The organism is Nostoc sp. DSM 114161 (genome assembly GCF_052692665.1).
The window spans coordinates 2,973,215-2,997,753 of sequence record NZ_CP195141.1; the positions used below are offsets into that span (position 1 = coordinate 2,973,215).

Here is a 24,539-nt window from a genome sequence, read left to right on the forward strand (position 1 = left end):
GACAAGTTGTGTTTGAGGCAAATTGATGCTGGAACTTTTGAAAACTCTTGTTGCTTATAAACAGTTTGTCCCCCACGGACACTGCTATCTTTGGAAACCAGAGCTAGTAGGGTTACATGTTGTATCCGATTTTTTAATTGCACTTGCTTATTATTCAATTCCCGTCACGTTAGTTTATTTTGTCGGCAAGCGTCGAGATTTGCCTTTTAACTCGATAGTTTTACTATTTGCCACATTTATCCTGACTTGTGGTACTAGCCACCTGATGGAGATTTGGACACTCTGGTATCCAACTTATTGGTTAAGTGGTTGTATCAAAGCGATCGCAGCCTTAATATCAGTGTACACATCTTTGACGCTAATACAATTAATACCAGCTGCACTTGCGTTACCCAGTTCTGCACAAATAGAGGCTGCAAACCGAGAACTGGAACGTGAGATTGGGGAAAGGCAGCAAGCAGAACTGGCATTGCAAGAACGTGAAGCTATGTTGCGGGGAATTGGGGATAATTTGCCCAATGGAGCGATTTATCAAGTAATCCGCGAACTGGATGGTAGCGATCGCTTTTACTATCTGAGTACGGGAATCGAAAAACTGACACAAGTTAAGGCAGAAGAAGCACTAAAAGATTCAAGTTTGCTATATCGCCAATTTATTCCAGAGGATGTGCCTTGCCTCCAGGCAGCAGTTGATAAATCCTGGCGGGAACTGTCGGTGTTTGATATCCAACTGCGAATCCAAACGCCCAGCGGTCAGCTCAAATGGTTTCATTTTCGTTCCATGCCACGCAAGTTACCAGACGAACGTGTAGCTTGGGATGGATTGGTGGTTGATGTCACCGACTTAAAGCACACCGAAGAAACACTATGCAAAAGTAAAGCTTTGTTAGAAGAATCTCAGTTAGTTGCCCGTCTTGGTAATTGGGAATTTGAGATTGCCAGTCAAAAAATTAGGTGGTCAAAGCAGCTTTTTGAACTGTTCGGCAGAGATCCAGCTAAATCAGAGCCGAACTATCAAGAAATTTTGCAAATGTACTACCCAGAAGATGCAGGAAAATTAGCCCAAGCAATTGAGCAGGCAATCTCAACAGGCGAATCTTACAAACTCATTTTGCGAGCATCTCCAAACGGGTCTACTATTTATATTGAGGAAATTGGCCATGCAGAATTCAACGTTGATGGAAAAGTCATTCGCCTATATGGCACTTCCCAAGACGTTACAGAACGAGAAGCCGCACTCATCAAACGTCAACAGGCAAAGGAACAACTCCAACGCAGTGAAACGCTACTAGCTACTGCTCAAAAGATTGCTCATATGGGCAGTTGGGAATGGCACTTAGCACCTCAAAAACAAATTTGGTCAGCCGAAACCTTTCGCATCTTCGGTCTAAATTCCACTCAATCAGCACCAACGCAAGCGGAATTTATCGAGATGGTTCACCCAGAAGATCGCCCAGGGTTGCAGAAGCAGTTGGTAGAAGCGATCGCCAAGGGAAAACCTTTCAATCTTGAATATCGCATTGTTCGACCCGATGGTTCATTGCGCTACCTTGAGTCGAAAGCAGATGTAGCTTACGATCCTCAAGGACAAACTATTAGACTGTATGGAGCCATCCTAGATATTACAGAACGCAAGATTCTGGAACGAGAATTAGCTTATAAACAACAATTATTGGACGCTTTCATCATCAGCGCACCCGTTGGTATAACTATTCTCGATGACGAAACGCGTTACTTATTCATTAACGAGGCATTAGCACAAATCAATGGCATTCCAGCAACAGCACATATTGGCAAGACACCGTGGGAGGTTGTCCCCGATATAGCACCAAAGCAGCAACAGGTATTTCAACATGTTTTGACAACAGGAGAAGCAATTCTCGATTTTGAACTTAGCGGAGAAACTCCAAAACTCCCTGGTGTAATTCGCACTTGGCTAGCTTCTTACTTCCCTATTCTGTCTGAAGACGCTAAACCCATAGGAATTGGTATTGTTGTAGTTGAGATTACTGAACGCAAACGCGCCGAACAAATGTTGGAACTGCAAGCAGTAATCACCCGCAACATGGCAGAGGGAATTTGTTTGGTGCGAGTTGATGATGGAATCTTTGTCTACGCCAACCCCAAATTTGAGCAAATGTTTGGCTATGATTCTGATGAGCTAATAGGTAAGCATGTGTCAATTGTCAACTATGGAGATGAACGGACTACCTCTGAAGACCTGTATCGAGCAATTAGCAATATTATCTTTCAAAATCATGAAGCTACCTATGAAGTCCATAATGTAAAGAAAGATGGCACCCTCTTCTGGTGTAGCGCCACCGCATCTGTTTTCGATCATCCTGAGTATGGAAAAGTTATAGTTGCTGTTCATCAAGACATCACCGAACACAAGCAAGCCGAGGAAAAAATTAAAGCTTCTTTGAAAGAAAAGCAAGTATTACTTCAAGAAATTCACCACCGCGTGAAAAACAATTTAGGAATTGTCAGCAGTTTGCTGCAAATGCAGTGCAGACGCACCCAAGATGCTCAAGCCACTGCAATTTTGCGCGACAGCCAAAACCGCATAGCTTCCATCGCTTTAGTTCATGAAAAACTGTACCGCTCTGACGATTTAGCGAATATTAATTTTGCTCAATACATTCCAGATTTAACTAGTAATTTATTTGATTCTTATAATGTTAAATCGAGTCAAATTCAACTAAATATTCAAGTGGATGATGTTAGTTTGGACATTGAAACTGCGATTCCTTGTAGTTTGATTATCAATGAATTAGTTTCTAATGCTTTGAAATACGCTTTTCCCAACAATAGTATAGGCGAAATAGAGGTGAAGTTTTACCAAGAAGATAAATCTTTTACACGCAAGCCGCACCAACACAATTTAATGCTGATTGTTCGGGATAATGGCATTGGTCTACCTGCGGACTTCGATTCCAAAAAATCCAAAACACTAGGTATCAGCCTTATCCAAGGATTAGCAAAGCAGTTAAGAGGAAAAATTGAAATTAATACTCAGCAGGGAACAGAATTTAAAATTACTTTTACACAAGACAAAGGCCATCATGAAGTAGGAAACAGATAAGAACTACTTACATGCATGGTATAGCAAGAGGCAGGAGGTAAAACTCTTACTGTTCTTAGCATTTACGGTTTCACAATGTCCTAAGCTATGTGACTACGGCTATAATGAAAAACTTTTTCATCCGAACTATAGCAATTTGCAATTGAATAGACTACAGTAGGGGTTTTACAGCTGTAAAGCCCCTACAATGATTTGATTTTATTTCGGTGTATTCCATTCAATTCAAAACCGCTATATCTTGTGCTTTCTACCTATAAATCCAAATAATTTTCTAAAGCTTGGCGCATGACTTCTACAGGTATAGTTTCCTGTTGCAACCAGATTTTTAATGCTGCTACCCCTTGTTGAACTAGCATTTCTAAACCATCGATCGCAATTGCACCTTGTTTTTCTGCAAGCTTGAGAAATTGAGTTGGTTTTGGAATATATATTAAGTCATAGGCGATCGCACCTGTTGGTAAATTTGCTATTTCCTCTACACTCAAAGGCGACTCATCAACTTTGGGATACATCCCGATAGGGGTAGTATTTACTAGCAAATCTGTTTGAGGAATCAATTTTGCTAGTTCATCCCATGTACCGACTTGCAAATTCTCGTCTATAGGTGAATTAATCCAACTATCGCAAAATGCTTGTAATTTCTGCACATTGCGCCCCAATACATAAATTTTGGCAAAACCTAGTTGATGACAACCTGCTACAACTGCTCTAGCCGCGCCACCATTGCCTAAAATTACGGCTATCTTTTGACTCCAATCTTGCTTATATGTTGTCTGTAAAGGAGCGATAAATCCTTCGATATCTGTGTTTGTGCCTACCCATTTATTATCTTTGCGGCTAACAGTATTTACTGCCCCTATAGCTTGAGCAATGGGGGTAATTTCTGAGAGGAGGGGCATGATTGTCTGTTTATGAGGTATTGTCACGCTAAAACCGACAACACCAACAGCCGCGAAACCTGCGATCGCTACCTCTAAATTCTGTGGTTCGATAGGAAAAGGGAGATAAACGTAATCCAATCCTAAATGAGCGATTGCAGCATTATGCATCACTGGTGAGAGTGAATGTTCCACCGGATGTCCAATTACGCCTAATAGCTTAGTTTTGCCTGTAATTAATTTTTCTTTAGTCATTAGTTATTAGTCATTTGTCATTTGTCATTTGTCATTTGTCATTGGGAGTTAAGAGTTAGGAGTTGGGAGTTGGGAGTTTCGAGTTATTATTCTCCTCTGCTCCTCTGCTCCTCTGCTCCTCTGCTCCCCTGCTCCCCTGCTTCCCTGCTCCTCTGCTCCTCTGCTCCCCTGCTCCCCTGCTCCCCTGCTCCCCTGCTCCCCTGCTCCCCCACTCCCCTGCTCCCCTGCTCCCCTGCTCCCCTGCTCCCCTGCTCCCCTGCTCCCCCCCACTCCTTTGACTAGCCTACAATTATTAAAAGCTACTTAACATTTCTTTGAATTATGCAGGCAAGTACAGCCCCCTCTACAACTCCAATTCCTGGGAAATACTGGCAGTGGCGCGGGCACAACGTTTACTATGTGCGTGCGGGAGAGAAGCAAGGGCAGCGTCCGCCTTTGCTTTTGGTACATGGATTTGGTGCTTCTACAGACCATTGGCGCAAGAATATCACGGGATTGTGTCAAGATTTTGAAGTGTTTGCCATCGACCTTTTGGGGTTTGGGCGATCGGCAAAACCAAAATTAGAATACAGTGGTGACTTATGGCGCGACCAACTTCACGATTTTATCAGTGAAGCGATCGGTCAAAAAGCAGTCTTGGCTGGTAATTCTCTTGGTGGCTATGCTAGCTTGTGTGTTGCAGCACAACGTCCTGATAGTGCGGCTGGTTTAGTGCTACTCAATAGTGCTGGCCCGTTTAGCGAAAGTCAGCCAACACCTGAACCTGAAGCTTTACAAAGCCAAATTCAGCCTCCCAAGCAACCCTCTTCCTTACAAAACCTCTTGGGTGACTCGGTGAAGTGGATGTTTCAACAGCCTTTAGCCCAGCTTCTACTATTTCAATACGTGCGGCAACGTTGGGTAATTCGCCAAACTTTAGAAAAAGTTTATCTCGACAAGAGCGCAATTACAGACCAATTAGTAGAAGAAATTTATCGCCCAGCTTACGATCCTGGGGCATTGGATGTGTTTGTTTCAGTTTTTAGCACCCCTCAAGGGGAAAAAGTTGATACGCTACTCAAGGAATTAACTTGTCCTTTGTTGATGTTATGGGGAGAAGCCGATCCTTGGATGAATGCTAGAGAACGTTCTCGAAAGTTTCGTCAATATTATCCTCAACTGACAGAACATTTTTTAACAGCCGGTCATTGTCCTCATGACGAAGTACCTGATAAAGTAAACCAATTATTACGGGATTGGGTTTTCTCTATCTCGTAATAATAAATGTTGAATAGAGGCGCGGAAATCGCGTCTCTAAAAGTACGTTAGACAAATCAAAATATATACTATATTTTAAATTATTTCAGGATGTATGATTTAATTTCTTGTTCAAGGCGATCGCTAATAATTTCAGTTCCGATACCAGGTCGATCTAAATTCACCCTCACAAAGTTTGTGTTGTCTTCTCCAGTAAACTTTTTATCGTTATTGGAATCTTTAATGATTTTGAGGAAAATAGCGTTTTGGCTGGGAAGAAGAACCCAATTAATAATTTGCGTATTGTTTGGGGTAATTTGCTGGAGATTTTTACCCGATAAATCAGAAATATAACCAACAATCGCATCATCGCCGTTAATTTTTTTATCTGCGTTTGTATCTTGGTCAATAATTTTATATAGCCAAACTCTTGTAATTGGTTTATTTGCCGCTTTGACCTCCAGTAACTCAAAGGAGTTGATAACGGCTTTTTTATTTAATAAAAGATGAGCCTCACCATCTTGTTTATTATAAAAGATAATGTTATACAAGTTATTACTTCTTTCATAAGAACGTGAAAGACTTAAATTATTTGGCTTTTCTCGATCTTGGTCGGGAAAATTAACTGGTATCATTAGATAATCCGATTGTTCTTTAATAACTAAATCACCATAGATAATATTTTGTTCTGCCTTCGGTTTATCAGTCGCTTTTGCCTGTTCGCCGTTTCTAGTAACTTCAGGTTCGCAGGAAAAAGAGACAATGGCTATGATAATAGCTGTAGTAATTTTCTTTAAAAAAGTATAGTTTTTCATCAATTCACACTAGGGTATATTGCTGTTCTATTTTATTCCTTGTTGGAAAATTACCAAGAGTTTTATGGCCAGGACTTACGCAATATGTGACTGAAAACTTTATTCAAGCGTTGCGGTAATTCATGTAGACGCGGAGCGGCTACTCTACGAGAACGCTAAGAGCGAACCCGCAGGGTATTACCGCTACTTTCGTTATCTTTTGCGTAAGTCCTGATGGTAATAGGTAAGAGAGTTGGCGGTTTTTGATGTCGCGGTTTTACGGCAATTTTCACGTAAATAGACCACCTTGTAGGGCATTGGTGTCAACTTAAGGTGAAAACGTGATGAGCGAGTTCTACTCACTTACCATCAATATCCGCGTTACCCCACCCCGGCTTTGCTGGCGCAAAACCTCCCCTCCCCTTGCTAAGGGGAGGGGTTAGGGGTGGGGTAAAATGCATGTGGGATAAGTGTTTGAGCTTAAGTTGACACCAATGCACAGCTGTGCGCCCCTACGGGTAATTGTGGTTTAAATAGATGAAAAACGCTGTAAAATCAATCCTTAGTGCCTTCTCTCGTAACAGAGGTGACCTTCCTCGTCTCAGAGGTGACCTTTCTCGTCTCAGAGGTGACCTTTCTCGTCTCAGAGGTGACCTTCCTCGTATCAGAGGTGACCTTTCTCGTCTCAGAGGTGACCTTCCTCGTCTCAAAGGTGACCTTCCTCGTCTCAAAGGTGACCTTCCTCGTCTCAAAGGTGACCTTTCTCGTCTCAGAGGTGACCTTCCTCGTAACAGAGGTGACCTTCCTCGTCTCAGAGGTGACCTTCCTTGTATTTATTACCTTTGCCTCTTGCCTTCTTACATGAGTAATTAAATACCGAAATAATACTGGTATAACGTGAAAATTTTATGAAGAAGAATTGCGATTTTTGCTGAGCCGAAATGTAGGTTAATTAAGGCAAGCTAGCTCTAGAAGCATCTTAAGAGAGTAAGTTTATGCCTCGTAAAAAACGTACATCGCGCATTTTAGAAAAAATTGAGTTAAGAGCAGCTGGCATGAAATCAATTTTTCCAAGTATCAAATTTGATGAAGATAATACTTTGGAAAAACTTATTGAGTCAATGGAAAATTTACGCGCTCAACTTGATATTCATAATGGTGCTTTGGCTTTAGTTGATTCTTCTTTAACTAAAGTTGAACAAATGGAAAAAGAATTGAGTCTGCGTGCTGAGAAAATTTTAATGCTTGTTGCTGTCAAGTATGGCAAAGATAGTGCTGAATACGAAATGTCAGGTGGGATTCGGCATAGCGATCGCATCAGTAAAATGAGAGCAACTCATTTGAGAAAAGTTGCAGAAAAAGCATCAGAGCGTAGTGGGAAAAGTGAATAAAATACAATTAAATTTGGAATTTTAGATTTTGCATTTAACAATCTAAAATGCCAAAAATGCTCGTACATTTTTCCAAAGTAAGCTATCTTGGAATGTAATTTTGGGGAATTGGTTTAAGTAGGCGATCGCAACTCAAAATTGGTGTGCGGATTTTAGTAAAATATAGATACATAATATAGATTCCCCTAAGGGTAGCACAACTGTGGTACCCTATCACCATATTTGTATCAAAGTTTTCAAAATTCAAAATCCAAAATCCAAAATTGGTTGTTTCATGCCGGAAAATAACAAAATTGCTGTCGAATTCCGCGATGTCACCTTTAGCCGCAATCATCGCCCTTTGGTGTCAAACCTGAATTTCAACATTAGGCAAGGAGAAGCACTAGTATTACTTGGTCGCAGTGGTAGCGGCAAAACTACAACAATGAAGTTAATTAATCGTCTATTCACACCTACACAAGGCGAAGTTTTATTTGATGGTATTCCCACAACTCAATGGGATGAAATTAAACTGCGGCGAAAAATTGGTTATGTAATTCAAGAAGTTGGTTTATTTCCTCATTTTAACGTCGAAAGGAATGTGGGTTTAGTTCCTTCTTTAGAAGGCTGGCAACCGAAAAAAATTAAAACGCGGGTTTATGAATTATTGCAATTAGTAGGTTTAGAACCCGGACAATTCGCAGGGCGTTACCCACACGAACTTTCGGGAGGACAACGCCAAAGAGTTGGCGTAGCTAGGGCTTTAGCAGCAGATCCACCAGTGTTGTTAATGGATGAACCTTTTGGTGCACTCGATCCAATTACGCGGTTAGAAATTCAACAAGAGTTTCGGCATTTGCAGCAAGAATTAGGCAAAACAGTTGTTTTTGTCACCCATGATATTCAAGAAGCTTTTATTTTGGCATCTAGAATTGGTTTAATGTATGGTGGAGAATTGGTAGTATTAGGGACAACAGATGAATTTATAAAATCCCAACATCCAGAAAGTCTCGCTTTTATGGCATGTTTACCTTCTGTGAATGCGTAGGGACTGGGGATTAGATAGCAAATCAAAAAAATTGTGGGCGAAAAAATTTAAAAAATTGTTCGTTATGATAAATATTCTGAATTCTGACTCGGTGAATTCTGACTCCTGACTCCTATTTATGAAAGATTTTTTCCTCGTTAAGTATGCTCCAGAAATTATTCAGCATACTCTAGAACACTTTTTTTTAGTAGGTATTGCTATTGGAATTGCCATATTAGTAGGGATTCCATTAGGTATTTTAATTACGCGTAAAACTTCTCTCCGTCAACCAATTCTCGGCATAGCGAATATTCTCCAAACTATTCCAAGTTTGGCGCTATTTGGCTTACTCATTCCTCTTGCCGGAATAGGTGTATTACCAGCAATTGTGGCTTTAACTTTATATTCTTTTTTACCAATAATTCGCAACACTTACACAGGTATTACTGGCGTAGATCCAGCAATTCGGGAAGCTGCCAGAGGTATGGGAATGACAGATAGAGAATTACTATTACAAGTTGAAATCCCCTTAGCAATGGGAGTAATCCTGGCGGGGATACGAGTAGCAACTGTCATTGGCGTTGGTATTGCTACCATCGCAGCCGCAATTGGGGCTGGTGGGTTAGGAGTATTTATCTTTCGTGGGATATCACTAGTCAATAGTGAGTTAATTTTAGCTGGGGCTGTTCCGGCAGCGGTAATTGCATTGCTGGCTGATTTTGCAATTGGGTGGATAGAGAATCGATTAAAAATTGGGAGTGGGAAGTAGGGAATGGGGCAGGTGTGGGAGGTGTGGGAGGTGTGGGAGGTGTGGGAGGTGTGGGAAGAGAGGGGGGCATAAATTCTCTTTCCCCCCACACTCCCCACACTTCGTTGTCTCCCCTGCCTTTCTCTCCCCACACTCCCCACACTTCGTTGTCTCCCCTGCCTTTCTCTCCCCACACTCCCCACACTCCCCACACTCCCCCATCCCTCCTCTCTCCCCACTTCCTTTACAAACGCGCCGCAATTAAAGATGTAGTGTATAAAATGCGCGGTTAGGCGGTAGCCTAATAGATATTGAACAAAATGGCATAAAAATGCTTACTGTTGCCAAACCGAAGCGAGTTGCGATGGCTATGCCCGCCGCAGGCATCGCTATCTTTTCGTTTAGTGTTGTACTTTACAGCCAAGTTGCATCAGCGGCCTTTACACCCTTACGCAGCAAAAAGGGGATGGTGGTTTCAGCGCATCCTCTGGGTAGTGAAGCGGGAATTTCTATGTTACGCAAGGGTGGTAATGCTGTAGATGCAGCAGTGGCTACAACCTTTGCAATTTCTGTAGTTGAGCCTTTTTCGGCAGGAATTGGGGGCGGGGGATTTTTGCTGATGCATTCTGAGAAAACTGGCGAGATGAAAGCGTTGGATTTCCGCGAACGCGCACCCCTAAAGGCTACAAGAAATATGTATTTAGACGCCCAAGGTAAGGTGCGTCCCAATGCAAGTATTGATGGTTATTTAGCGGTGGCGACGCCAGGAACGGTGGCGGGACTTTATGAAGTGCATCGCCGCTATGGTAAGCTTTCTTGGAAAGAAGTAGTTAAACCTGCGATCGCACTTGCTAAAGATGGCTTTATTATTGGCGATGCGCCAACTTGGCGTTCTCTGCAAAGCAACCAACTTTATCAGCAACGAATTCTTAAAAATCCAGCACTGCGGCAAATTTTCACTCACAACGGCGAATTTTACAAATCAGGAGATAAGCTGGTACAGCGCGATTTAGCTCGCACTTTAACGGCGATTGCCAAAAATCCCCACGATTTTTATACTGGGAAGGTTGCCAAAGCGATCGCTACTGATATGGCAAAAAATGGTGGTTTAATTACTCTAGAAGACTTAAAAGCCTATAAACCAATTTGGCGGAATCCCGTTTGTGGAAATTTCCGCAAAGCCAAAATTTGCTCAATGCCACCACCATCATCAGGAGGCGTTCACCTATTGGAGATTTTAAATATTATCGGTGACACCGATTTAAAATCTCTAGGATGGCATCATCCGGACGCCATACATCTAATGGTAGAAGCAATGAAGATTGCTTACAGCGATCGCTCGCAATATTTAGGCGACCCGGATTTTGTTAAAGTCCCCGTACAAGAACTAATCAGTCCAGCTTACGCCAAAAAACGCCGCCAAGAAATTAACATGCAAACGGCTAGACCTTCTACCGAGGTCAAGCCGGGAAATCTCAATTCCGAAGTCCAAACTCCAAATTCCAAATGTCTCCCTTTCCCCTCATCCCCTTGTCCACGTTACGAGTCTCCCGAAACCACCCATCTTACTGTTGTAGATGAACAGCACAACGCCGTTAGCCTCACTTTTACAATTAACCTTGGTTTTGGCGCTGGGGTGGTGACGCCGGGAACTGGAATAATCCTTAACAATGAGATGGATGATTTTGCTGCTGCGCCAGGAGTCCCAAATGCTTTTGGTTTAGTTGGTAACGACGCCAACAGCATTGCACCCCGTAAAACTCCTCTATCTAGTATGACTCCCACAATTGTCACGGAGAATAATCGTTTCCGCATGGCCGCAGGTGCCCCTGGTGGTAGCACCATCATCACTCAAGTGTTGCAAGTGATTTTGAATGTGCTGGAATACAACATGGATGTTGGTGCGGCTGTCTCCGTTCCACGCATACATCATCAATGGCTTCCCGATGAATTGCGCGTCGAACCTTGGGGTTTGGATGCTTTGACTTTGGAGAATTTACGCCGTCGAGGACACAACATTAAAGAAACTGCACCTTGGGGTAATGGTAACGCGATCGCAGTTACAGCCGATGGAACGCTAGAAGGAGCTGCCGATCCTCGCAGTGAAGGTTCTCCTAGAGGTTGGTGAAGAACTGGGGAGACAAGGGGAGGCAGGGGAGATGGGGAGATGGGGAGATGGGGAAGTGTGGGGGAAAAGATTTCTTCCCTATCCTCCCACACCTCCCACCCCTCCCACACTTCCTGCTTGCCCTATACCCAAATTTAAAAATTCCTTGATTCTACGTAGCTACTGTTGCCAAACTCGTTTGCCCGTGCGCTAGGTACAAGTGTCCAACCTGCTTTGAGAAGTTTTTGGTAAGTTGCCCAACCTTTGGAACCACCTGGTATCGGATAATCTGGGACTGCAAAATGACCAAAAGCTGTGTAGGGACGCCAAGGTTGACCGGGTTCTGTCTGCAAAAACAAGATTTTCTCCCCGTCGCCACCAGACTTAGGTAACCAGCACATTTGTCGGTGCATTGCAAACTCCTTTACTTGTAGCTAAAAAGCATAATGGCAAACTTTTGTCAAGTCCAACCTCAGCCCTGTGGTATAGTTTTTTGCCTAATACTTTAGACAAAATGTAGTTAATTTCTATGCACTTCAGGACAATTACTTAGAAATTCATAGCCATCAGGACAGCTGCTTGGAGAATATAAATATAAGCAGCTTTCCGTCATTTTCTTTCTAGTATGAGGTTTTTCTAATGTTATTCGCGTTTTTGATGATTGTATGTAACGAGAACTACTATTTTATTTGGGGTGCGTTGTCGTAAAGTATATTACTACTAACTAGAAGGACTAAATTAAACCTAACTTGAGATTACCGGGTTTCGGCTTCGCTCAACCCTCGTTTTCTCAAAGGTCGAGCATTGAGCGCAGTCGAAATGCATCTTCTAAATAATTGTGTCCACTTACTTAAGTTTCTAGAATTTATATTAGACTTCTTGCATAAATCAAAAAAAAGAACCCCACCCCGCCTTTGACTTACGTCAAAGTCTCCCTTCCCCGCGAGCGGGGAGGGGCTGGGGGTGGGTGTTAGGGGACTTTTGCAAGAGATCTATTGATGTTAAACGTACTGAAGAACCGAATTTATCCAAATAAATAACAAGAAACATCCTTAGCTAAAAGCTTTGGATGTTCTCGTTTTGTTTGGAATTTTTACCTGAATAAAACTAACATTGAGTATTAGGAGACACTCCCCATTCTTCTAAAAATATTTCAATTGAACTTGGATATTAGTGTTGGGGCCTGCTACCAAAAATACTGCTTCGCTAAATTTAGGCGCACTTGTTTTGATTTCTGGATTTCTGGAAAATCCAAAGCCTTCGATGGGCATACCAAGACTATTACGATTGAGAGTGCCATCGCTATTTCCATCGTGCATAACAGCAACGGCATAATTACCTGCTTTTAAGTTTTCAAAAGTAATCAGCAAGGGAGTATCAGTAATTTTAATACACTGTTTTTGTAAAACGCGATCGCGTTGGTTAGGAAATCCTTGACTGCTACCAAATATACTCGCACAAACTTGTCCTTGTTTATTCTTAAATCCATCAATTTCCACGGTGAGTTTGCCGTTATAACCCGCCTTCGCAGTAAATGACCATGCTAAATTTCCCAAGACTGCCAACAAAAGCACACTAACTTTCAATCCTCTCACCATAAAATTTGTCCTTTGTTATTAGTTATTAGTCATATCAACTTAGGCTAATCGCTTATTATTAAAATTTCTTTGTCTCAAAGCGTCTTTGCATCTCCTGTAGCCCTTTGGGGAAGCAAGCTAGACCTAGCGTCTCCAATAAAAGAAGGTTAGCGATCGCCGTGATTTCTGCTTACGCCAGCTTAAATAATAAGTCTTTCAGCGCACATGATATCATTTATTTTTTGTGATTTGTAATTTTTTTTGTCTCAAACAAATGACTAATGACCAATGACTAATGACTATTAGAAATAATAGGTAATGTAAACCAGAAAGTCGCGCCTGTTTCGGAAGTGGCATTAATACCAATTTCGCCGCCATGAGCATTGATAATTTGTTTGCATAGATATAATCCTAATCCCAAACCTACGGAATTTCGGATGTTACTACCTCGAAAGTAAAGTTCAAAAAGCCGATCGCTTTGTTTTTGACTAATGCCCACACCGTTATCGCTAACAGTACAATAAAGTTTGTCATTTTCAGGAGTAGCGTTAATTGTCAAAAGCAATCCAGGCGGATTGTGTTTGAGAGCGTTGACAATTAAATTAGAAAAAACTCGCCATAGTTGAGTCGGATCGGCATTCACTAATGGCAAATCTGCGGTTACCAAATTTGTCACAGTCGCTTGGTTTTGTACCAGTAATGGCTCTAAATCTGCGATCGCTGCTTCGACAATCGTCAACAATTGTACTGGTTGGCGTTGTAAAATAATACCTTGTACTTCGCTGACATGAGCTTCCATCAACGAATCAATTAAGTTAAGTTGGCGATCGCTACTTTGAATCATCCGCTCTAAAATTGAACGCGGCACTGAAATTGACGATTGAGCATGGGGCATTGGGTTGTTGACTGTTGACTTAGGAGTTATTCTCCTTGTCTCCTTGTCTCCTTGTCCCTTTGTCTCCTTGTCTCCTTGTCCCACTCCCGACTCCCCTTCCCTCACCCCCTGATTTAACAAATTCTTCAGCACCATTAAAGTACCCAGCACTGGGTTGCGTAAGTCGTGGGAAACTGCATGAAAAAAAACTCTTAGTTCTTCTTCAGTTTGTTTGCGCTGTGTTATGTCTTCAATCAAACCTTCGTAGTATAGCAATTTTCCTTGTTCGTCACGGACTGCATAGGCTTTTTCGGAAATCCAGACAATACTGCCATCTCGGCGATAAATTTGGGACTCGAACTCGGAAACTCTGCCATACTTTTCCATTAAGCGCACAAATTCTGCTCGGCGGTTTGGATCGACATACAATTGGTGTTCTATATCTGTGAAGTTTGCTGTGACTTCTTCTGCTAATGAGTAGCCATAAATACGTGCTAAAGCTGGGTTTGCCGTAATGTAACGTCCATCGAGAGTGCTTTGAAAAATACCTTCAACGGCATTTTCAAAAATCGTGCGGTATTTCGCTTCTGCAACTTTGAGTTTTTGGTAGGCAGATTCTAGTTCTTGACGGGCGAAAAACTCAGAACGTTGTAAGCGATCGTACAGACAAACACCTATATCAGATATGGTACAAAACCAAAAAACGTATAAAATAAACGTTACATTATATATTTCTGGGTGTTCTGGAATTGGTGTTTTTAGTCCAAGTATGGTATTTACACCAAAATAATAAATCAGCACAGCTGCTTGAGAAAACAAGTGAAGAGTCCAACAGACTGGCATTAATATAGCTTGACTCAAGAACAGCAGCGACCAACCGATACTATCGGGTAGTGCGAAACCTCTGAGGGTGGCAAACAATTGTGATGCTAAACTGATTGACCAAGAAGAACCCAAAAATAATAAATCTGGGCGATGGCGACCGAATTGAGTTCTATGTAGAGCAAAGCAGACAAGTATATTTAGCAGCATTGCAAAATTAATTACAAGGCTTCTTGGTTGCAGTAATTCCGGGAGCTTCTTCAACTCTTGGAAAGGAAAAAACAAGCCATAAATGTCTCGCAAAGTGAAAGACAACAGACAAATCAGCGCCAGCCACAACCATAAACGGAGTCTCTGCCACAAAAATCTGTTGCGCCAGGCCTTGTAAAGGATATTGATTTCATCTGTTTTTGGTGCAGAAAAGGTTTTTCTCCACCAGCTTTGCACTTTTGTAAATGGGGTAGCCATGCGGCATTGGTTAGCAGTCTTTAAATAATACTTAGCATTTGACACTCCTCACGCCTATTGGTACGAGGATTCTTGGTTAAACGAGTCCACTTAGATTAGGTTCCTTGCGTTACCTAAACCTTCTTGTGGTTCTCTCCCCAAGCTTTAACTTTCGGTATGCCTACCGTAGTTGCATTGATGTAAAATTTGTTTGAAGTTGAGTGCGGATCGTCTAGTGCCTGTGAATTTTTTACCTACTTACGGGTGGATACTAGAACTACAAAGTAGAACCCCCTAGATTCAATTGTCTTCGCGTTAGCGTCTCCCCTTGGGAGAAGGTACAGCGTCTACTTGTTAAGTAGCAACTAGGTTTTTATACAGGTTGATTACCCTTCCTGTTCACCTAATCTTACCATTAGAGTCGCCCTATAAGGGCGAGGTTTTTGACTCAAATTTTCGATAATTAGCTGGTATTTACCGTCCCCTTTTTCGGTAATTTATGGGCGGTTTCTTGTGGATGGAGTTACTAAGGGTAATGTAAACCAAAAACTTAACCCACGCTTGCGGTTATTAGTCACACCAATTTCGCCACCATGTGCTTTAATAACTTGCCGACAAAGATACATTTTTAAGCCAATGCTTGTGGAACAACAATCTTGGGGATCGCGGACATGGAGATCGAAAAGGCGATCGCACTCTGTTTTACTCATTCCTACACCGTCATGTTGAATTTGAGTGCGAATCATTCCAGCTTCAACGGTGGCGCTCAAGGTGAAGTTTAATCCCGGTGGATTATTTTGCAAGCTATGTGTTACTAAATGCGCTACAACTTTCTGCAAGCGGGCTGCATCTGCCATTACTAATGGTAAATCTGCGCGAACCAAGTTTTTGAGACTCGCTTGGTTTTGTATCAACATGGGTTCTAACTGAGCGAAGATTCCTTGAAGTAGGGTGCTAAACTTGACAATTTCGGGTTTTATTTCTAGACCCTCTTTTTCGCAAGAATTAATTTCTAACAATGAGTTAATCATCGTCAGCTGGCGATCGTTGCCTTGAATCATCCGCTCGATTATTGAACGAGATACGGGAATTGAAGATTGGGCATGGGGCATTGGGGATGGGGCATGGGAAGGAGGTAGAGGTTTAGGGATGGGAGGAGACAAAGGGGAAAAACTTGCTGTAACGTCCCCCCTGCTCCTCTGCTCCTCTGCTTCCAGTCCCTGATTTAACAAATTTTTTAACACCATTAAGTTACCCATAACAGAAGTTCGCAAATCATGAGTAACTGTGTGTAAAACTACATCTTTAATGCGATGTAATTCTTCAACTTCTTGGATTTTTTGTTGCAGCTGTGCTGTACGTTCTCGTACTTGGTTTTCTAAATTAATGTTGAGTTCTGCTAGTTCTTGGTAAATCCGGCTTTGATGAATGGCGATCGCTACTTGTTCTGACATTTGTTGTAGCAAATCTATTTCTATTGGCTGCCACTGACGCGGCGCTGAGCATTGATTGGCAATTAACGCACCAAATAATTCTTCATTTAGCATAATTGGGACAGCTAAACTAGCCCTTGTTTGAAATTTTTGACAGTGTATTCTTACTTTAGAAGATTGCGGCATTTGCGTCATATCTTCCACGACACGCACAACATTATCTTTTAAAAAGTTTCTTAATTCTTGTATATAATCTTGATCGTTAGTAGACCACCCATAAACTGATGGATATTTGGGATCTACTGATTCGGCAAGAGTTTGGATTCCTGAATTGGTATTATATAAACCAATGAAAACCCGGTCGGTTTGCAGAAATTGTCTGACTTCATTGACCGTGGTTTGGAGAATTTCCTCTAAGTTCAGCGAAGACCTAATTCGCACTAGGGTTTCTGCCAACAAGCGATCGCGCTGGGCACAGAGGCGTAATTTAGCTTCTACTTGCTTGCGTTCTGTAATGTCGTGATGAACTGCTAGTAAGCAAGGAATACCATCTAAATCAATGACTTCAGCTGAAAGCAAGGTTGTAATTAACTTTCCAGATTTTTGCTTAAATTCTATTTCTAAATTGCGGATTACTCCTGTGGCTTGTAATTCCTGTATTAACTTCAGGCGATCGCTTGCATTCACCCAAAGATTTAAATCAAATGAAGTTTTACCAATCGCTTCATCTCGTTCATAACCTGAAAGTTTGACAAAAGTGTCGTTAACTTCTATAAAACGTCCTTCTTTGAGGGTACTTATAGTAATTGAATCGGGACTGCAACTAAAAGCTTTCGCAAATTTTTGGGCAAAATTTTGCAGAGCGATTTCTGCTTGTTTGCGTTCTGTGATATCTCGAACGATTGCTAATATTTCGTCTTGACCGCTTGCCACCAACCGCGCTTCATAATCTCTGATTCCCAAAGGTGTTGGAAGCTGATATTCGCAAGTTTGTAAACTTCCAGTGTCTAAAGTTTTAGCGATCGCTTCTTGGCTAATGGCTGCAACATCACTCGGCAATAATTCCTGCAAATTTTTTCCCACTATTTCTTCGCGATCGAGTGTGACATTTGCTCCCTCGCTTTTCAAATCGAGATATTCCCCATCGCGGCTAATGCGAAACATTAAATCGGGAATAGCAGATAAAATTGCTTTATACCGCGCTTCACTCTCTTGCAATTTTTCTTGGACTTGTTTTTGCTCTGTGATATCCATCACTAGGCCATTCCAAAGCAAATCGCCGTTAGCTTGCGCTTCTGGAATGGAACTACCCTGAATCCACTTTATGCCACTAGGTGTGATGATGCGTCCTTGCCAATGCCAAGGTCTAAAAGTATCGCTACAATCAGTTATGGATTCTGCAAAGGCTTTTATATCCTGTGGATGAATCAGTTTGTATAACACGCGAAAGTCTGCTTGTATAACTTCTGGTTTTATTTCATATAAATCTTCACAACCAGAACTTATATAAAGTACGCAAACAGAACCATCCTGTCGTTGCAGAACTTGAAAAATTATTCCTGGGAGATTGACAGCAAATTTTGAGAGCAGGTTAATAACCTCTTGCTGGCAATCCGATGTATAGGTAGACTGTACAACAGTTTCATCCACTCTTTGACCCTTTATAAACAAGTTATAGATGTATGATTAAAAGCTAGAATAGCCAACAGAGCATTTTTGATTCTGTTAGCGATGATGCTCCCAGAAGCAAGACTGCACCTTCTCCCAGAGTAGTTCGCAAGCAAGCGATCGCATTCACCCAATCGGGTGAACCATTTGTTAGAAAGAAGTAAAGCCGTTAAAAAATTAATGATAATAGCGATCGGCAATACTTTTTTGACACACCCCTTGCCTTCAGTTAGCTCTTATAACTCTACACTGATACTATCTGAAGACCATTGATTATAAATATAATACTGATAGCTGATAATAATTTAATTTCTTAAATAATTTCGTAAATAGCCCAGCAACTGCTTCTAATGTTTGCCTGAAAACTATTTTATCATTAACAGTAGTAAAGTATTTAGTTCATAGCAGAGCAATTCTATTTGATTGCATAAAAAATTCGCTCTCAAATCCAAAAGACTGATTGCTTGTTCCTTAGTTCTTAGCTACATCATAAATTCAACAATTAAAGCTGATTACTATTTATATATATAGTTATATATATAAATAGTTAAATACTATTAAATATAAATTATTAATAATAAATATTTTTGATGACTTTAATGATATGAAGGATCGGTAAAAGTAATTCTTGGGTTACTAAATACAAAGCCATATGGCGCTACAAATTTAAGTTAAGTATGGAATAACCCAAATTGTTATTTATCAAGAAGTCGCTTATTTAAGTACAAAATTTAATTATTTGGTATTTACCAGTACTGAAAATATCAGTTTTTGTATCTTATTGATACCATTTATGGGCACTAACTAGCAACTTATGTAACAGTCATAGAACGGTTAGTAGATATACTGAGCCAGTTAGAAAATGGAGCTTGTGCGAGTATTAGCTGTATGAATATTGCAGAATATTGGCTAAATTTGGCTAATAAGAAAAAAAAATCAAACGCCCTAATGTAGTCACAGAGTAGTTTTGATTTTATCGGAGATATTTACTCAAAGAAACTACCCTTGACTATTTTTACCAAAAATTCATAAACTGTACTCGCTTATAAAAAAAACGAAAAGGCGAGTGAATTTTACCATTTTTTATATTGGTAAAATCGCTTAATTATTCGCGTGCAAACATATTGCCATGCAGTAATTTGTGTTCCCTGTGTGGTGCTAAGGAGACTTAATGAAAAAACTTCATCTAGGTTCGATGCGCTCGACCATTTCTTCGGCGCTTAGCTTTGCCATGACTCTGGGTATGGTAGTTAATACCCCAATATATGCTCAAACCCTGACTTCACAATCGACTCCGCTAGATCATCTTAAAGCCGCACCTCGACCTGTATTTAAAAAAGGCAATACTCTATTTGCTTTGGGTCAAGCGCATTGTGGATTATCAAAAGAAACTTACATAGAATTAGCGAACTATTGGGGCTATGGACTACCAATAGACAGGGCAGATTTGGCAAAAGTTGCCTTAGCTAATCCTGGTCGCTACCAACCTATAGTTATGGTAGGAGAGGTGTATAAATTTTATGATAACTACGATGGGCGCCACTCTTACCTTCCTAAGCTGCCAGCGAGCACCTGGTTACATGACAAGAATGGAAATATCATTCTCAATGGTGGTCGAGCAATAGTCAGTCCCGCTGCACCAAATGAGGCATTTCAAATCATCGGTGACTACTATGGAAAATTGATAGGTCCATTAGAGAAAACTGCTGCACAACCTATCAAGGTAGTCCTTAACCAAGGTGAGAGTGGGCTTTGGATTCCTGGTGACAACGATCCGGAACTGTACTTCGGACAAGATCCTCAAGTAAAAGCTGACTTCAATAATTCTGGTCTGAACGACTGGTTTGCCTATATATCTCGCAATAAAGCACGACAGGAAGGAGTACTCAAAGAGAAGTTGTTTAGTAGCTTGCAGTCTCGACCAATGTACTCCTGGTATCAGGAACAATACGGTACTGAGCGTGGTCGCTGGGCTGGATGGCCATGGTATATGTTCAAATACGAAAATTTCCTAGACTCTGCTAAGAAAGCAATAGTATCTGATTATACCGCTCCAGAAATGTATTACAACTTTCATAACTCTGGCTGGACTGGTATAGAGTACAATACCGGGATCGCGTGGGACGCATTGACACAAGCGTTGAACAATATTTCTGGGGCAATCAGTCTGGGACAGAAGTTCACTTATCCTTGGGTAAGCATGGGTTGGGAAGGTTATACAGGTCAACCAATCTCCAGTCCAGATACCTTTATGGGTATGATGAAGACTTACTACACGGCAGGAGCCGTTGGGTCTGTGGGCGGGTATTTCGTATGTAGCGGGCCATTGTGGGAAGCACTCAACTATAACAAGCCCATTGGTGCAACAACTCCCACACTAATTCAGCAATTAATAATCCAAGGTCATGCCCATGCGTTGTTCTCACATTTGGAAGAGTACTTGCGTAAGGGTGACCTTTTACCAGGGCCAAAACTGCATCCCTATCAAAGTTACACTAAGGTCTTGCCAGCAATGGAGTTTCCTGCTGAAGGTCAAACACAGCAATTACAAGGTAGATGGGGGCCTGTTACCGTACCAACCGCTCGTGTGCTAGCACGCAAAATTATTGGTGAAGACCGTTGGCTAGTTACTGCTTGGGCGAATGTAGGTAGCGATCGCGATGTGAAGGTGAAAATTGATAGCAAACTCGGAACTCTGACTTTACGTGCTAGAAGGGCGGGGTCTGTATATGTCGTCAAACTTGTAAATGGTCTGGTTCAACAGACTCTGATAGATACTGATGCGATGAACCCGACTAAGTTTTTGTCTCCTTAATATCAGAACTTACGCACAAAGGTTGTCTGTTCAGATTGGGTGTAAGGGTGTAGGAATTCTTAACTCTTGTAGAAACGCGATTAATCGCGTTTCTACTCCTAACTCAGCACTCAGCACTCTCAATACCCAATTTCCGTTGCTTTATGGCTTGAGCGGGATTACCCGCATAAATTGTCATCGGCTCTAAAGAGCTACTAGCTACTCCGCCTAAAGTAAGTACTGCTCCCCGACCAACATTCACTCCTGGCCCAATTACTGCCTTGGCTGCAATCCAACTGCTTTCTTGAATATAAATAGGTGCAGTAATCAGTTGAAAATCAGGATGGTTCCAATCATGATTGCCGGTACACAGATAAACACCTTGAGATAGACAGACATGACTTTCAATCGTGACTAGAGCAAGGTTATCAATCCAAGCATCTTCTCCAATCCATACATAATCGCCAACTATCAATCGCCAGGGGAATTTGATGCGAACTCCTGGTTTGATACGGACACCTTGACCAATTTTTGCTCCAAAAGTACGAAGTAGCAAAACTTTTAAACCTGACATGGGAAGCAAGCGACTTTCTACTAAGAGCGAACCTAAAAAGTACCATAGAAGCTGCTTCCAATAAGGTGCGCCAGGAATATAATTACCGACTGTGTAGGAATCTAGACGCATACTAGGGTAAATCAATAACAGACTGAAGGCTGGTTCCTGTATGACCTGTGACAATCCACAGTAGGGAGCGTCCGAGATCGCGAATAATAGGAGAAATAGTTTCTTTTTTTGCTTTTTTTGATTGATCTGGATCTGATGGTACAGAGATTGGAGTAAAGGCGATACCTTTGATACCAAGAATCATGGTGGCGATCGCCTTCGCTCTAGCCATATGAAAATCTGAGGTAATTAAGTAAATATGTTGTATGCCTTTATGCTCAAACTCAGGAACAATTGTAGTAAAGTTTGTCACGGTATCAACAGCACGATAATCTAGGTGAAGACGACTGTCTGAAATGCCAGCAGCTTGAAAAATCGGTCGCGCTATTTCAGGGGGAGTACCAGAGGAAACCCAAACTTCCAAAGCAGGATACCAACGAGCTATTTCGGCGGCTGTCTGTTCGCGATCTATCCAAGCGCCAAGAGTTAGGATGGCTTGGGGTCGGGGGGCTTGGTAGTAGGCTAGAGTCAAACGCGCGGGAATTATTAACACTAAGCAGAGGAAAAAACTAGCTAAAGCTAAAATCAAATATTTTTTGCGTAGCCAAGGAAACTTTTTTATCATGCTTTTTGTTTTAATTGCTCGGCTTCAATCAAGTGAATTGCAAGAAGAATTTCTGCTAATACACGCTCAAATGCATAGTACCAACCGCGCCAGCCATCAAGTATCCCACCCTTGAAAATCAGGCAGTAGAAAAGGATAATGAAAGGAGCAAAAAGTTTTTGTTTGCGGATGCGATCGCCCCAGCTTAGTTCGCTCGTCGGAGTATTTAATAGCTTCTTGACTTCAATCACCATGTAGCGATCCTGTGCCCATAACCAACGACTAAGAGGTTTGCGATCGTCGTGGTAAATATAGCCAGATAACATTGCTGATTTACCGTTAACTTCTAAGAGTTGGGTATGACCATCATCAATGTAAATAGATTTATCTTTTCTAAAAAGAGCCTGTCGGGGAGGAAGTATTGTACCCCTTAGAGGTTTACCGAAAACACAATATTTAAATCTGATAAAATAACTATCTATTGGTGAATCTTCAGGTAATTCCTTGATTTCCTCAGCCAGTTTTTCTGAAACAATATAGTCTGCGTCTAGAGATAATACCCACTCGGAGTTAATCTGGGATAAGCCGTAATTCCACTGGGTAGCGTGAGTATCAAATTTCCTTTGAAACAATTTCGCTTGAGGGTAAGATGCAATGATTTCTAGAGTTTCATCAGAACTATAGCTATCAACAATAACAATCTGATTTGCCCAAGTGAGTTTTTCTAACGTTCGTTGAATATTAGGTGCTTCATTGTAGGTTAGAATTAATGGAGTTATTTTATCTAGCATAAATATAAAAATAAATACAAATAAATTGTATAACCAATCATTAATTTTTGTAGATTGGTAAATATAAATTGGTCAATAATTTTTACACAGAAGTAGGAAGAAATTCTTTTTGGAGAATAGTTTGATAAATCTGTTGCATTTGCAAAGCTGTTTTTTCCAAAGTGTATTTTTCAGAGATAAGTTTACGAGCTAGTTCGCCCATGTTTTGAGCGATTTGAGTATTATTAAAATAATCTTCTAAAGCTTGGGCGATCGCTGCTATATCCAAGTCGGGAACATAACCTAGTTGGTTTTGTTTGACAACAGAAGCTAGAGCCACACCAGGAGTCACAAGAACAGGAACGCCTACAGCTAATGATTCTAAAACTGAGACAGCAAAGTTTTCGGAATGAGAAGTTAGCACAAAAAGGTCAGAACCTTGCATCAATATATCTTTTGTTTGGCCTTCAACAAATCCCACAACAAGGGTGCGATCGCGCAATCCATGAGAGACAAGCAAAGATTGTATTTGCGCTTCGTAATCTGGAGTGCCATTACCTGCAAGTATAAAAGTAAAACGATGGTGAGTCAGTTTACCCAGAGCAGGAATTAGATACTCTAAACCTTTTTTAGAATGGAGTCGAGACAAAAACAAAATCACAGGTTCGTCTGCTCTGATGTTAAACTGTTGCCGCAAACGCTGACGAGCATCAGCAATTTTAGTTGGTAAAGATATTCCCAGGGGTAACACAAAATTAGGTTTGTGCAATCCAAGTAAAGACACTTCTTGTTGTTCCTTCTCGGAGGTAAAGTGGAGCATCTGAGCGCCGTCAAGATTTGCTTGTTCTATGACTTTAAGGTAGGTTTCTTTTTTGTGCGTACTTTGTTGTAAAGACCACTCACATAGTAAACCATGTGGAGTGACTATGTAAGGAACATTTTTCAAACGAGCGATCGCCATTGCGATCGTTGATGGATAGGAGAAAAGAGCGTGGATATGTACAAGATCGTACTGAGAAATATTTTGCCAAAGCCATTGTGTCAACTCACCGCTGAATGCATATTCTCTGACACCTTTGATATTGGGTGAAAAGCGGTGGAAAAACCAAACTGGAACATGATTGTACTGAATGCACTTGCCAAGCGGAACGTCTAGTAAGTTATCGCCATCGTCGTTAGTAGTAGCAATTTCGGCATTCACATTAACTATTTGCAATGCCTTTACCATGTCTAAAACAGCTTGGCTCGTGCCACCCCGGACTTTTGCGATCGAAGGAATAACGTGAAGAATTTTCATTAATAAATCAAATATAAATATTCAAAATAATTATACAGACAAATAAATTAAATTTTTAAAATATTAATAACAATTAATAACAGCGTAAT

19 protein-coding genes and 1 pseudogene are annotated in these 24,539 nt (G+C 41.2%); 9 read left to right on the forward strand and 11 right to left on the reverse strand.

The genetic code is table 11. The features are described 5' to 3' along the window. The first annotated feature begins 25 nt into the window (after positions 1 to 25). Positions 26 to 3,085 (forward strand): PAS domain-containing sensor histidine kinase, encoded by a 3,060-nt coding sequence (locus NSTC745_RS13135; RefSeq protein ID WP_445637525.1) that lies wholly within the window; start codon positions 26 to 28, stop codon positions 3,083 to 3,085. Between the two features lie 251 nt (positions 3,086 to 3,336). On the opposite strand, the gene NSTC745_RS13140 is transcribed toward NSTC745_RS13135, so the two are convergent. After that, on the reverse strand, positions 3,337 to 4,218 hold the full coding sequence (locus tag NSTC745_RS13140) for a shikimate dehydrogenase (RefSeq protein ID WP_445637526.1): 882 nt from the start codon (positions 4,216 to 4,218) through the stop codon (positions 3,337 to 3,339). Positions 4,219 to 4,539: 321 nt separating this feature from the next. Between NSTC745_RS13140 and NSTC745_RS13145 the strand changes: the two genes are divergently transcribed. After that, positions 4,540 to 5,475, forward strand: a complete 936-nt coding sequence (locus tag NSTC745_RS13145) for an alpha/beta fold hydrolase (RefSeq protein WP_445637527.1) — start codon at positions 4,540 to 4,542, stop codon at positions 5,473 to 5,475. An 80-nt stretch (positions 5,476 to 5,555) separates the two neighbouring features. On the opposite strand, the gene NSTC745_RS13150 is transcribed toward NSTC745_RS13145, so the two are convergent. Beyond that, positions 5,556 to 6,269: a hypothetical protein gene (locus NSTC745_RS13150; RefSeq protein ID WP_445637528.1), complete on the reverse strand. Its 714-nt coding sequence runs from the start codon at positions 6,267 to 6,269 to the stop codon at positions 5,556 to 5,558. A 534-nt stretch (positions 6,270 to 6,803) separates the two neighbouring features. Next, positions 6,804 to 7,142, reverse strand: a complete 339-nt coding sequence (locus NSTC745_RS13155) for a hypothetical protein (protein ID WP_445638596.1) — start codon at positions 7,140 to 7,142, stop codon at positions 6,804 to 6,806. A 101-nt stretch (positions 7,143 to 7,243) separates the two neighbouring features. Here NSTC745_RS13155 and NSTC745_RS13160 point away from each other — a divergent pair, with 101 nt between their 5' ends. The 5 genes from NSTC745_RS13160 (at position 7,244) to ggt (ending at position 11,521) form a co-directional block, all read left to right on the forward strand. Beyond that, positions 7,244 to 7,639, forward strand: coding sequence for a hypothetical protein (locus NSTC745_RS13160; protein ID WP_445637529.1), 396 nt, complete (start codon positions 7,244 to 7,246; stop codon positions 7,637 to 7,639). A gap of 274 nt (positions 7,640 to 7,913) precedes the next feature. Next, positions 7,914 to 8,666, forward strand: coding sequence for an ATP-binding cassette domain-containing protein (locus NSTC745_RS13165; RefSeq protein WP_445637530.1), 753 nt, complete (start codon positions 7,914 to 7,916; stop codon positions 8,664 to 8,666). A gap of 118 nt (positions 8,667 to 8,784) precedes the next feature. Beyond that, complete coding sequence (locus NSTC745_RS13170) at positions 8,785 to 9,414, forward strand: ABC transporter permease (protein ID WP_445637531.1); 630 nt, start codon at positions 8,785 to 8,787, stop codon at positions 9,412 to 9,414. After that, entirely contained in the window at positions 9,375 to 9,686 is a 312-nt protein-coding gene (locus NSTC745_RS13175; protein ID WP_445637532.1) for a hypothetical protein, read from the forward strand. Before NSTC745_RS13170 ends, NSTC745_RS13175 begins: the two co-directional genes overlap by 40 nt. A 38-nt stretch (positions 9,687 to 9,724) precedes the next feature. Continuing rightward, positions 9,725 to 11,521 carry a gamma-glutamyltransferase gene (gene ggt, locus NSTC745_RS13180; RefSeq protein ID WP_445637533.1) on the forward strand — a complete coding sequence of 599 codons (1,797 nt, stop codon included), beginning with the start codon at positions 9,725 to 9,727 and terminating at the stop codon, positions 11,519 to 11,521. A 134-nt stretch (positions 11,522 to 11,655) separates the two neighbouring features. Here ggt and NSTC745_RS13185 read toward each other — a convergent pair whose 3' ends face one another. Then, entirely contained in the window at positions 11,656 to 11,913 is a 258-nt protein-coding gene (locus NSTC745_RS13185) for a hypothetical protein (RefSeq protein WP_096534721.1), read from the reverse strand. A 636-nt stretch (positions 11,914 to 12,549) separates the two neighbouring features. On the opposite strand from NSTC745_RS13185, the pseudogene NSTC745_RS13190 reads away from it, so the two are divergent. Further along, a pseudogene (locus NSTC745_RS13190) lies at positions 12,550 to 12,624 on the forward strand (helix-turn-helix domain-containing protein); the annotation flags it as partial. Positions 12,625 to 12,642: 18 nt separating this feature from the next. Here NSTC745_RS13190 and NSTC745_RS13195 read toward each other — a convergent pair. The 3 genes from NSTC745_RS13195 to NSTC745_RS13205 form a co-directional block, all read right to left on the reverse strand. After that, positions 12,643 to 13,098, reverse strand: coding sequence for a DUF2141 domain-containing protein (locus NSTC745_RS13195; protein WP_445637534.1), 456 nt, complete (start codon positions 13,096 to 13,098; stop codon positions 12,643 to 12,645). Positions 13,099 to 13,369: 271 nt separating this feature from the next. After that, positions 13,370 to 15,241 carry a PAS domain-containing sensor histidine kinase gene (locus tag NSTC745_RS13200; protein WP_445637535.1) on the reverse strand — a complete coding sequence of 624 codons (1,872 nt, stop codon included), beginning with the start codon at positions 15,239 to 15,241 and terminating at the stop codon, positions 13,370 to 13,372. A gap of 476 nt (positions 15,242 to 15,717) precedes the next feature. Next, on the reverse strand, positions 15,718 to 18,303 hold the full coding sequence (locus NSTC745_RS13205) for a sensor histidine kinase (RefSeq protein WP_445637536.1): 2,586 nt from the start codon (positions 18,301 to 18,303) through the stop codon (positions 15,718 to 15,720). Between the two features lie 1,189 nt (positions 18,304 to 19,492). Here NSTC745_RS13205 and NSTC745_RS13210 point away from each other — a divergent pair. After that, the gene (locus NSTC745_RS13210; protein WP_445637537.1) at positions 19,493 to 21,136 is read left to right on the forward strand and encodes a hypothetical protein; all 1,644 of its coding nucleotides are present in this window, start codon (positions 19,493 to 19,495) and stop codon (positions 21,134 to 21,136) included. Positions 21,137 to 21,239: 103 nt separating this feature from the next. Here the strand turns inward: NSTC745_RS13210 and NSTC745_RS13215 are convergent, their stop codons facing one another. The 4 genes from NSTC745_RS13215 to NSTC745_RS13230 form a co-directional block, all read right to left on the reverse strand. Continuing rightward, positions 21,240 to 21,800, reverse strand: a complete 561-nt coding sequence (locus NSTC745_RS13215) for a WcaF family extracellular polysaccharide biosynthesis acetyltransferase (protein ID WP_445637538.1) — start codon at positions 21,798 to 21,800, stop codon at positions 21,240 to 21,242. Between the two features lies 1 nt (position 21,801). Next, positions 21,802 to 22,404 carry a YdcF family protein gene (locus tag NSTC745_RS13220; RefSeq protein WP_445637539.1) on the reverse strand — a complete coding sequence of 201 codons (603 nt, stop codon included), beginning with the start codon at positions 22,402 to 22,404 and terminating at the stop codon, positions 21,802 to 21,804. Further along, positions 22,401 to 23,174, reverse strand: coding sequence for a glycosyltransferase family 2 protein (locus NSTC745_RS13225; RefSeq protein ID WP_445637540.1), 774 nt, complete (start codon positions 23,172 to 23,174; stop codon positions 22,401 to 22,403). The genes NSTC745_RS13220 and NSTC745_RS13225 overlap by 4 nt, the downstream gene beginning before the upstream one ends. Positions 23,175 to 23,256: 82 nt before the next feature. Further along, a complete protein-coding gene (locus tag NSTC745_RS13230; RefSeq protein WP_445637541.1) occupies positions 23,257 to 24,450 on the reverse strand; it encodes a glycosyltransferase in 1,194 nt (397 codons plus the stop codon). Positions 24,451 to 24,539 lie beyond the last annotated feature (89 nt).

Bases quoted from the DNA above. Each gene is read 5' to 3' on its own strand.
- NSTC745_RS13215 (WP_445637538.1), bottom strand. From the start codon at position 21,800: ATGCGTCTAGATTCCTACACAGTCGGTAATTATATTCCTGGCGCACCT.
- NSTC745_RS13135 (WP_445637525.1), top strand. From the start codon at position 26: ATGCTGGAACTTTTGAAAACTCTTGTTGCTTATAAACAGTTTGTCCCC.
- NSTC745_RS13145 (WP_445637527.1), top strand. From the start codon at position 4,540: ATGCAGGCAAGTACAGCCCCCTCTACAACTCCAATTCCTGGGAAATAC.
- NSTC745_RS13200 (WP_445637535.1), bottom strand. From the start codon at position 15,241: ATGGCTACCCCATTTACAAAAGTGCAAAGCTGGTGGAGAAAAACCTTT.
- NSTC745_RS13230 (WP_445637541.1), bottom strand. From the start codon at position 24,450: ATGAAAATTCTTCACGTTATTCCTTCGATCGCAAAAGTCCGGGGTGGC.
- NSTC745_RS13220 (WP_445637539.1), bottom strand. From the start codon at position 22,404: ATGATAAAAAAGTTTCCTTGGCTACGCAAAAAATATTTGATTTTAGCT.
- NSTC745_RS13185 (WP_096534721.1), bottom strand. From the start codon at position 11,913: ATGCACCGACAAATGTGCTGGTTACCTAAGTCTGGTGGCGACGGGGAG.
- NSTC745_RS13195 (WP_445637534.1), bottom strand. From the start codon at position 13,098: ATGGTGAGAGGATTGAAAGTTAGTGTGCTTTTGTTGGCAGTCTTGGGA.
- NSTC745_RS13210 (WP_445637537.1), top strand. From the start codon at position 19,493: ATGAAAAAACTTCATCTAGGTTCGATGCGCTCGACCATTTCTTCGGCG.
- NSTC745_RS13165 (WP_445637530.1), top strand. From the start codon at position 7,914: ATGCCGGAAAATAACAAAATTGCTGTCGAATTCCGCGATGTCACCTTT.
- NSTC745_RS13150 (WP_445637528.1), bottom strand. From the start codon at position 6,269: ATGAAAAACTATACTTTTTTAAAGAAAATTACTACAGCTATTATCATA.
- NSTC745_RS13140 (WP_445637526.1), bottom strand. From the start codon at position 4,218: ATGACTAAAGAAAAATTAATTACAGGCAAAACTAAGCTATTAGGCGTA.
- NSTC745_RS13160 (WP_445637529.1), top strand. From the start codon at position 7,244: ATGCCTCGTAAAAAACGTACATCGCGCATTTTAGAAAAAATTGAGTTA.
- NSTC745_RS13170 (WP_445637531.1), top strand. From the start codon at position 8,785: ATGAAAGATTTTTTCCTCGTTAAGTATGCTCCAGAAATTATTCAGCAT.
- ggt (WP_445637533.1), top strand. From the start codon at position 9,725: ATGCTTACTGTTGCCAAACCGAAGCGAGTTGCGATGGCTATGCCCGCC.
- NSTC745_RS13225 (WP_445637540.1), bottom strand. From the start codon at position 23,174: ATGCTAGATAAAATAACTCCATTAATTCTAACCTACAATGAAGCACCT.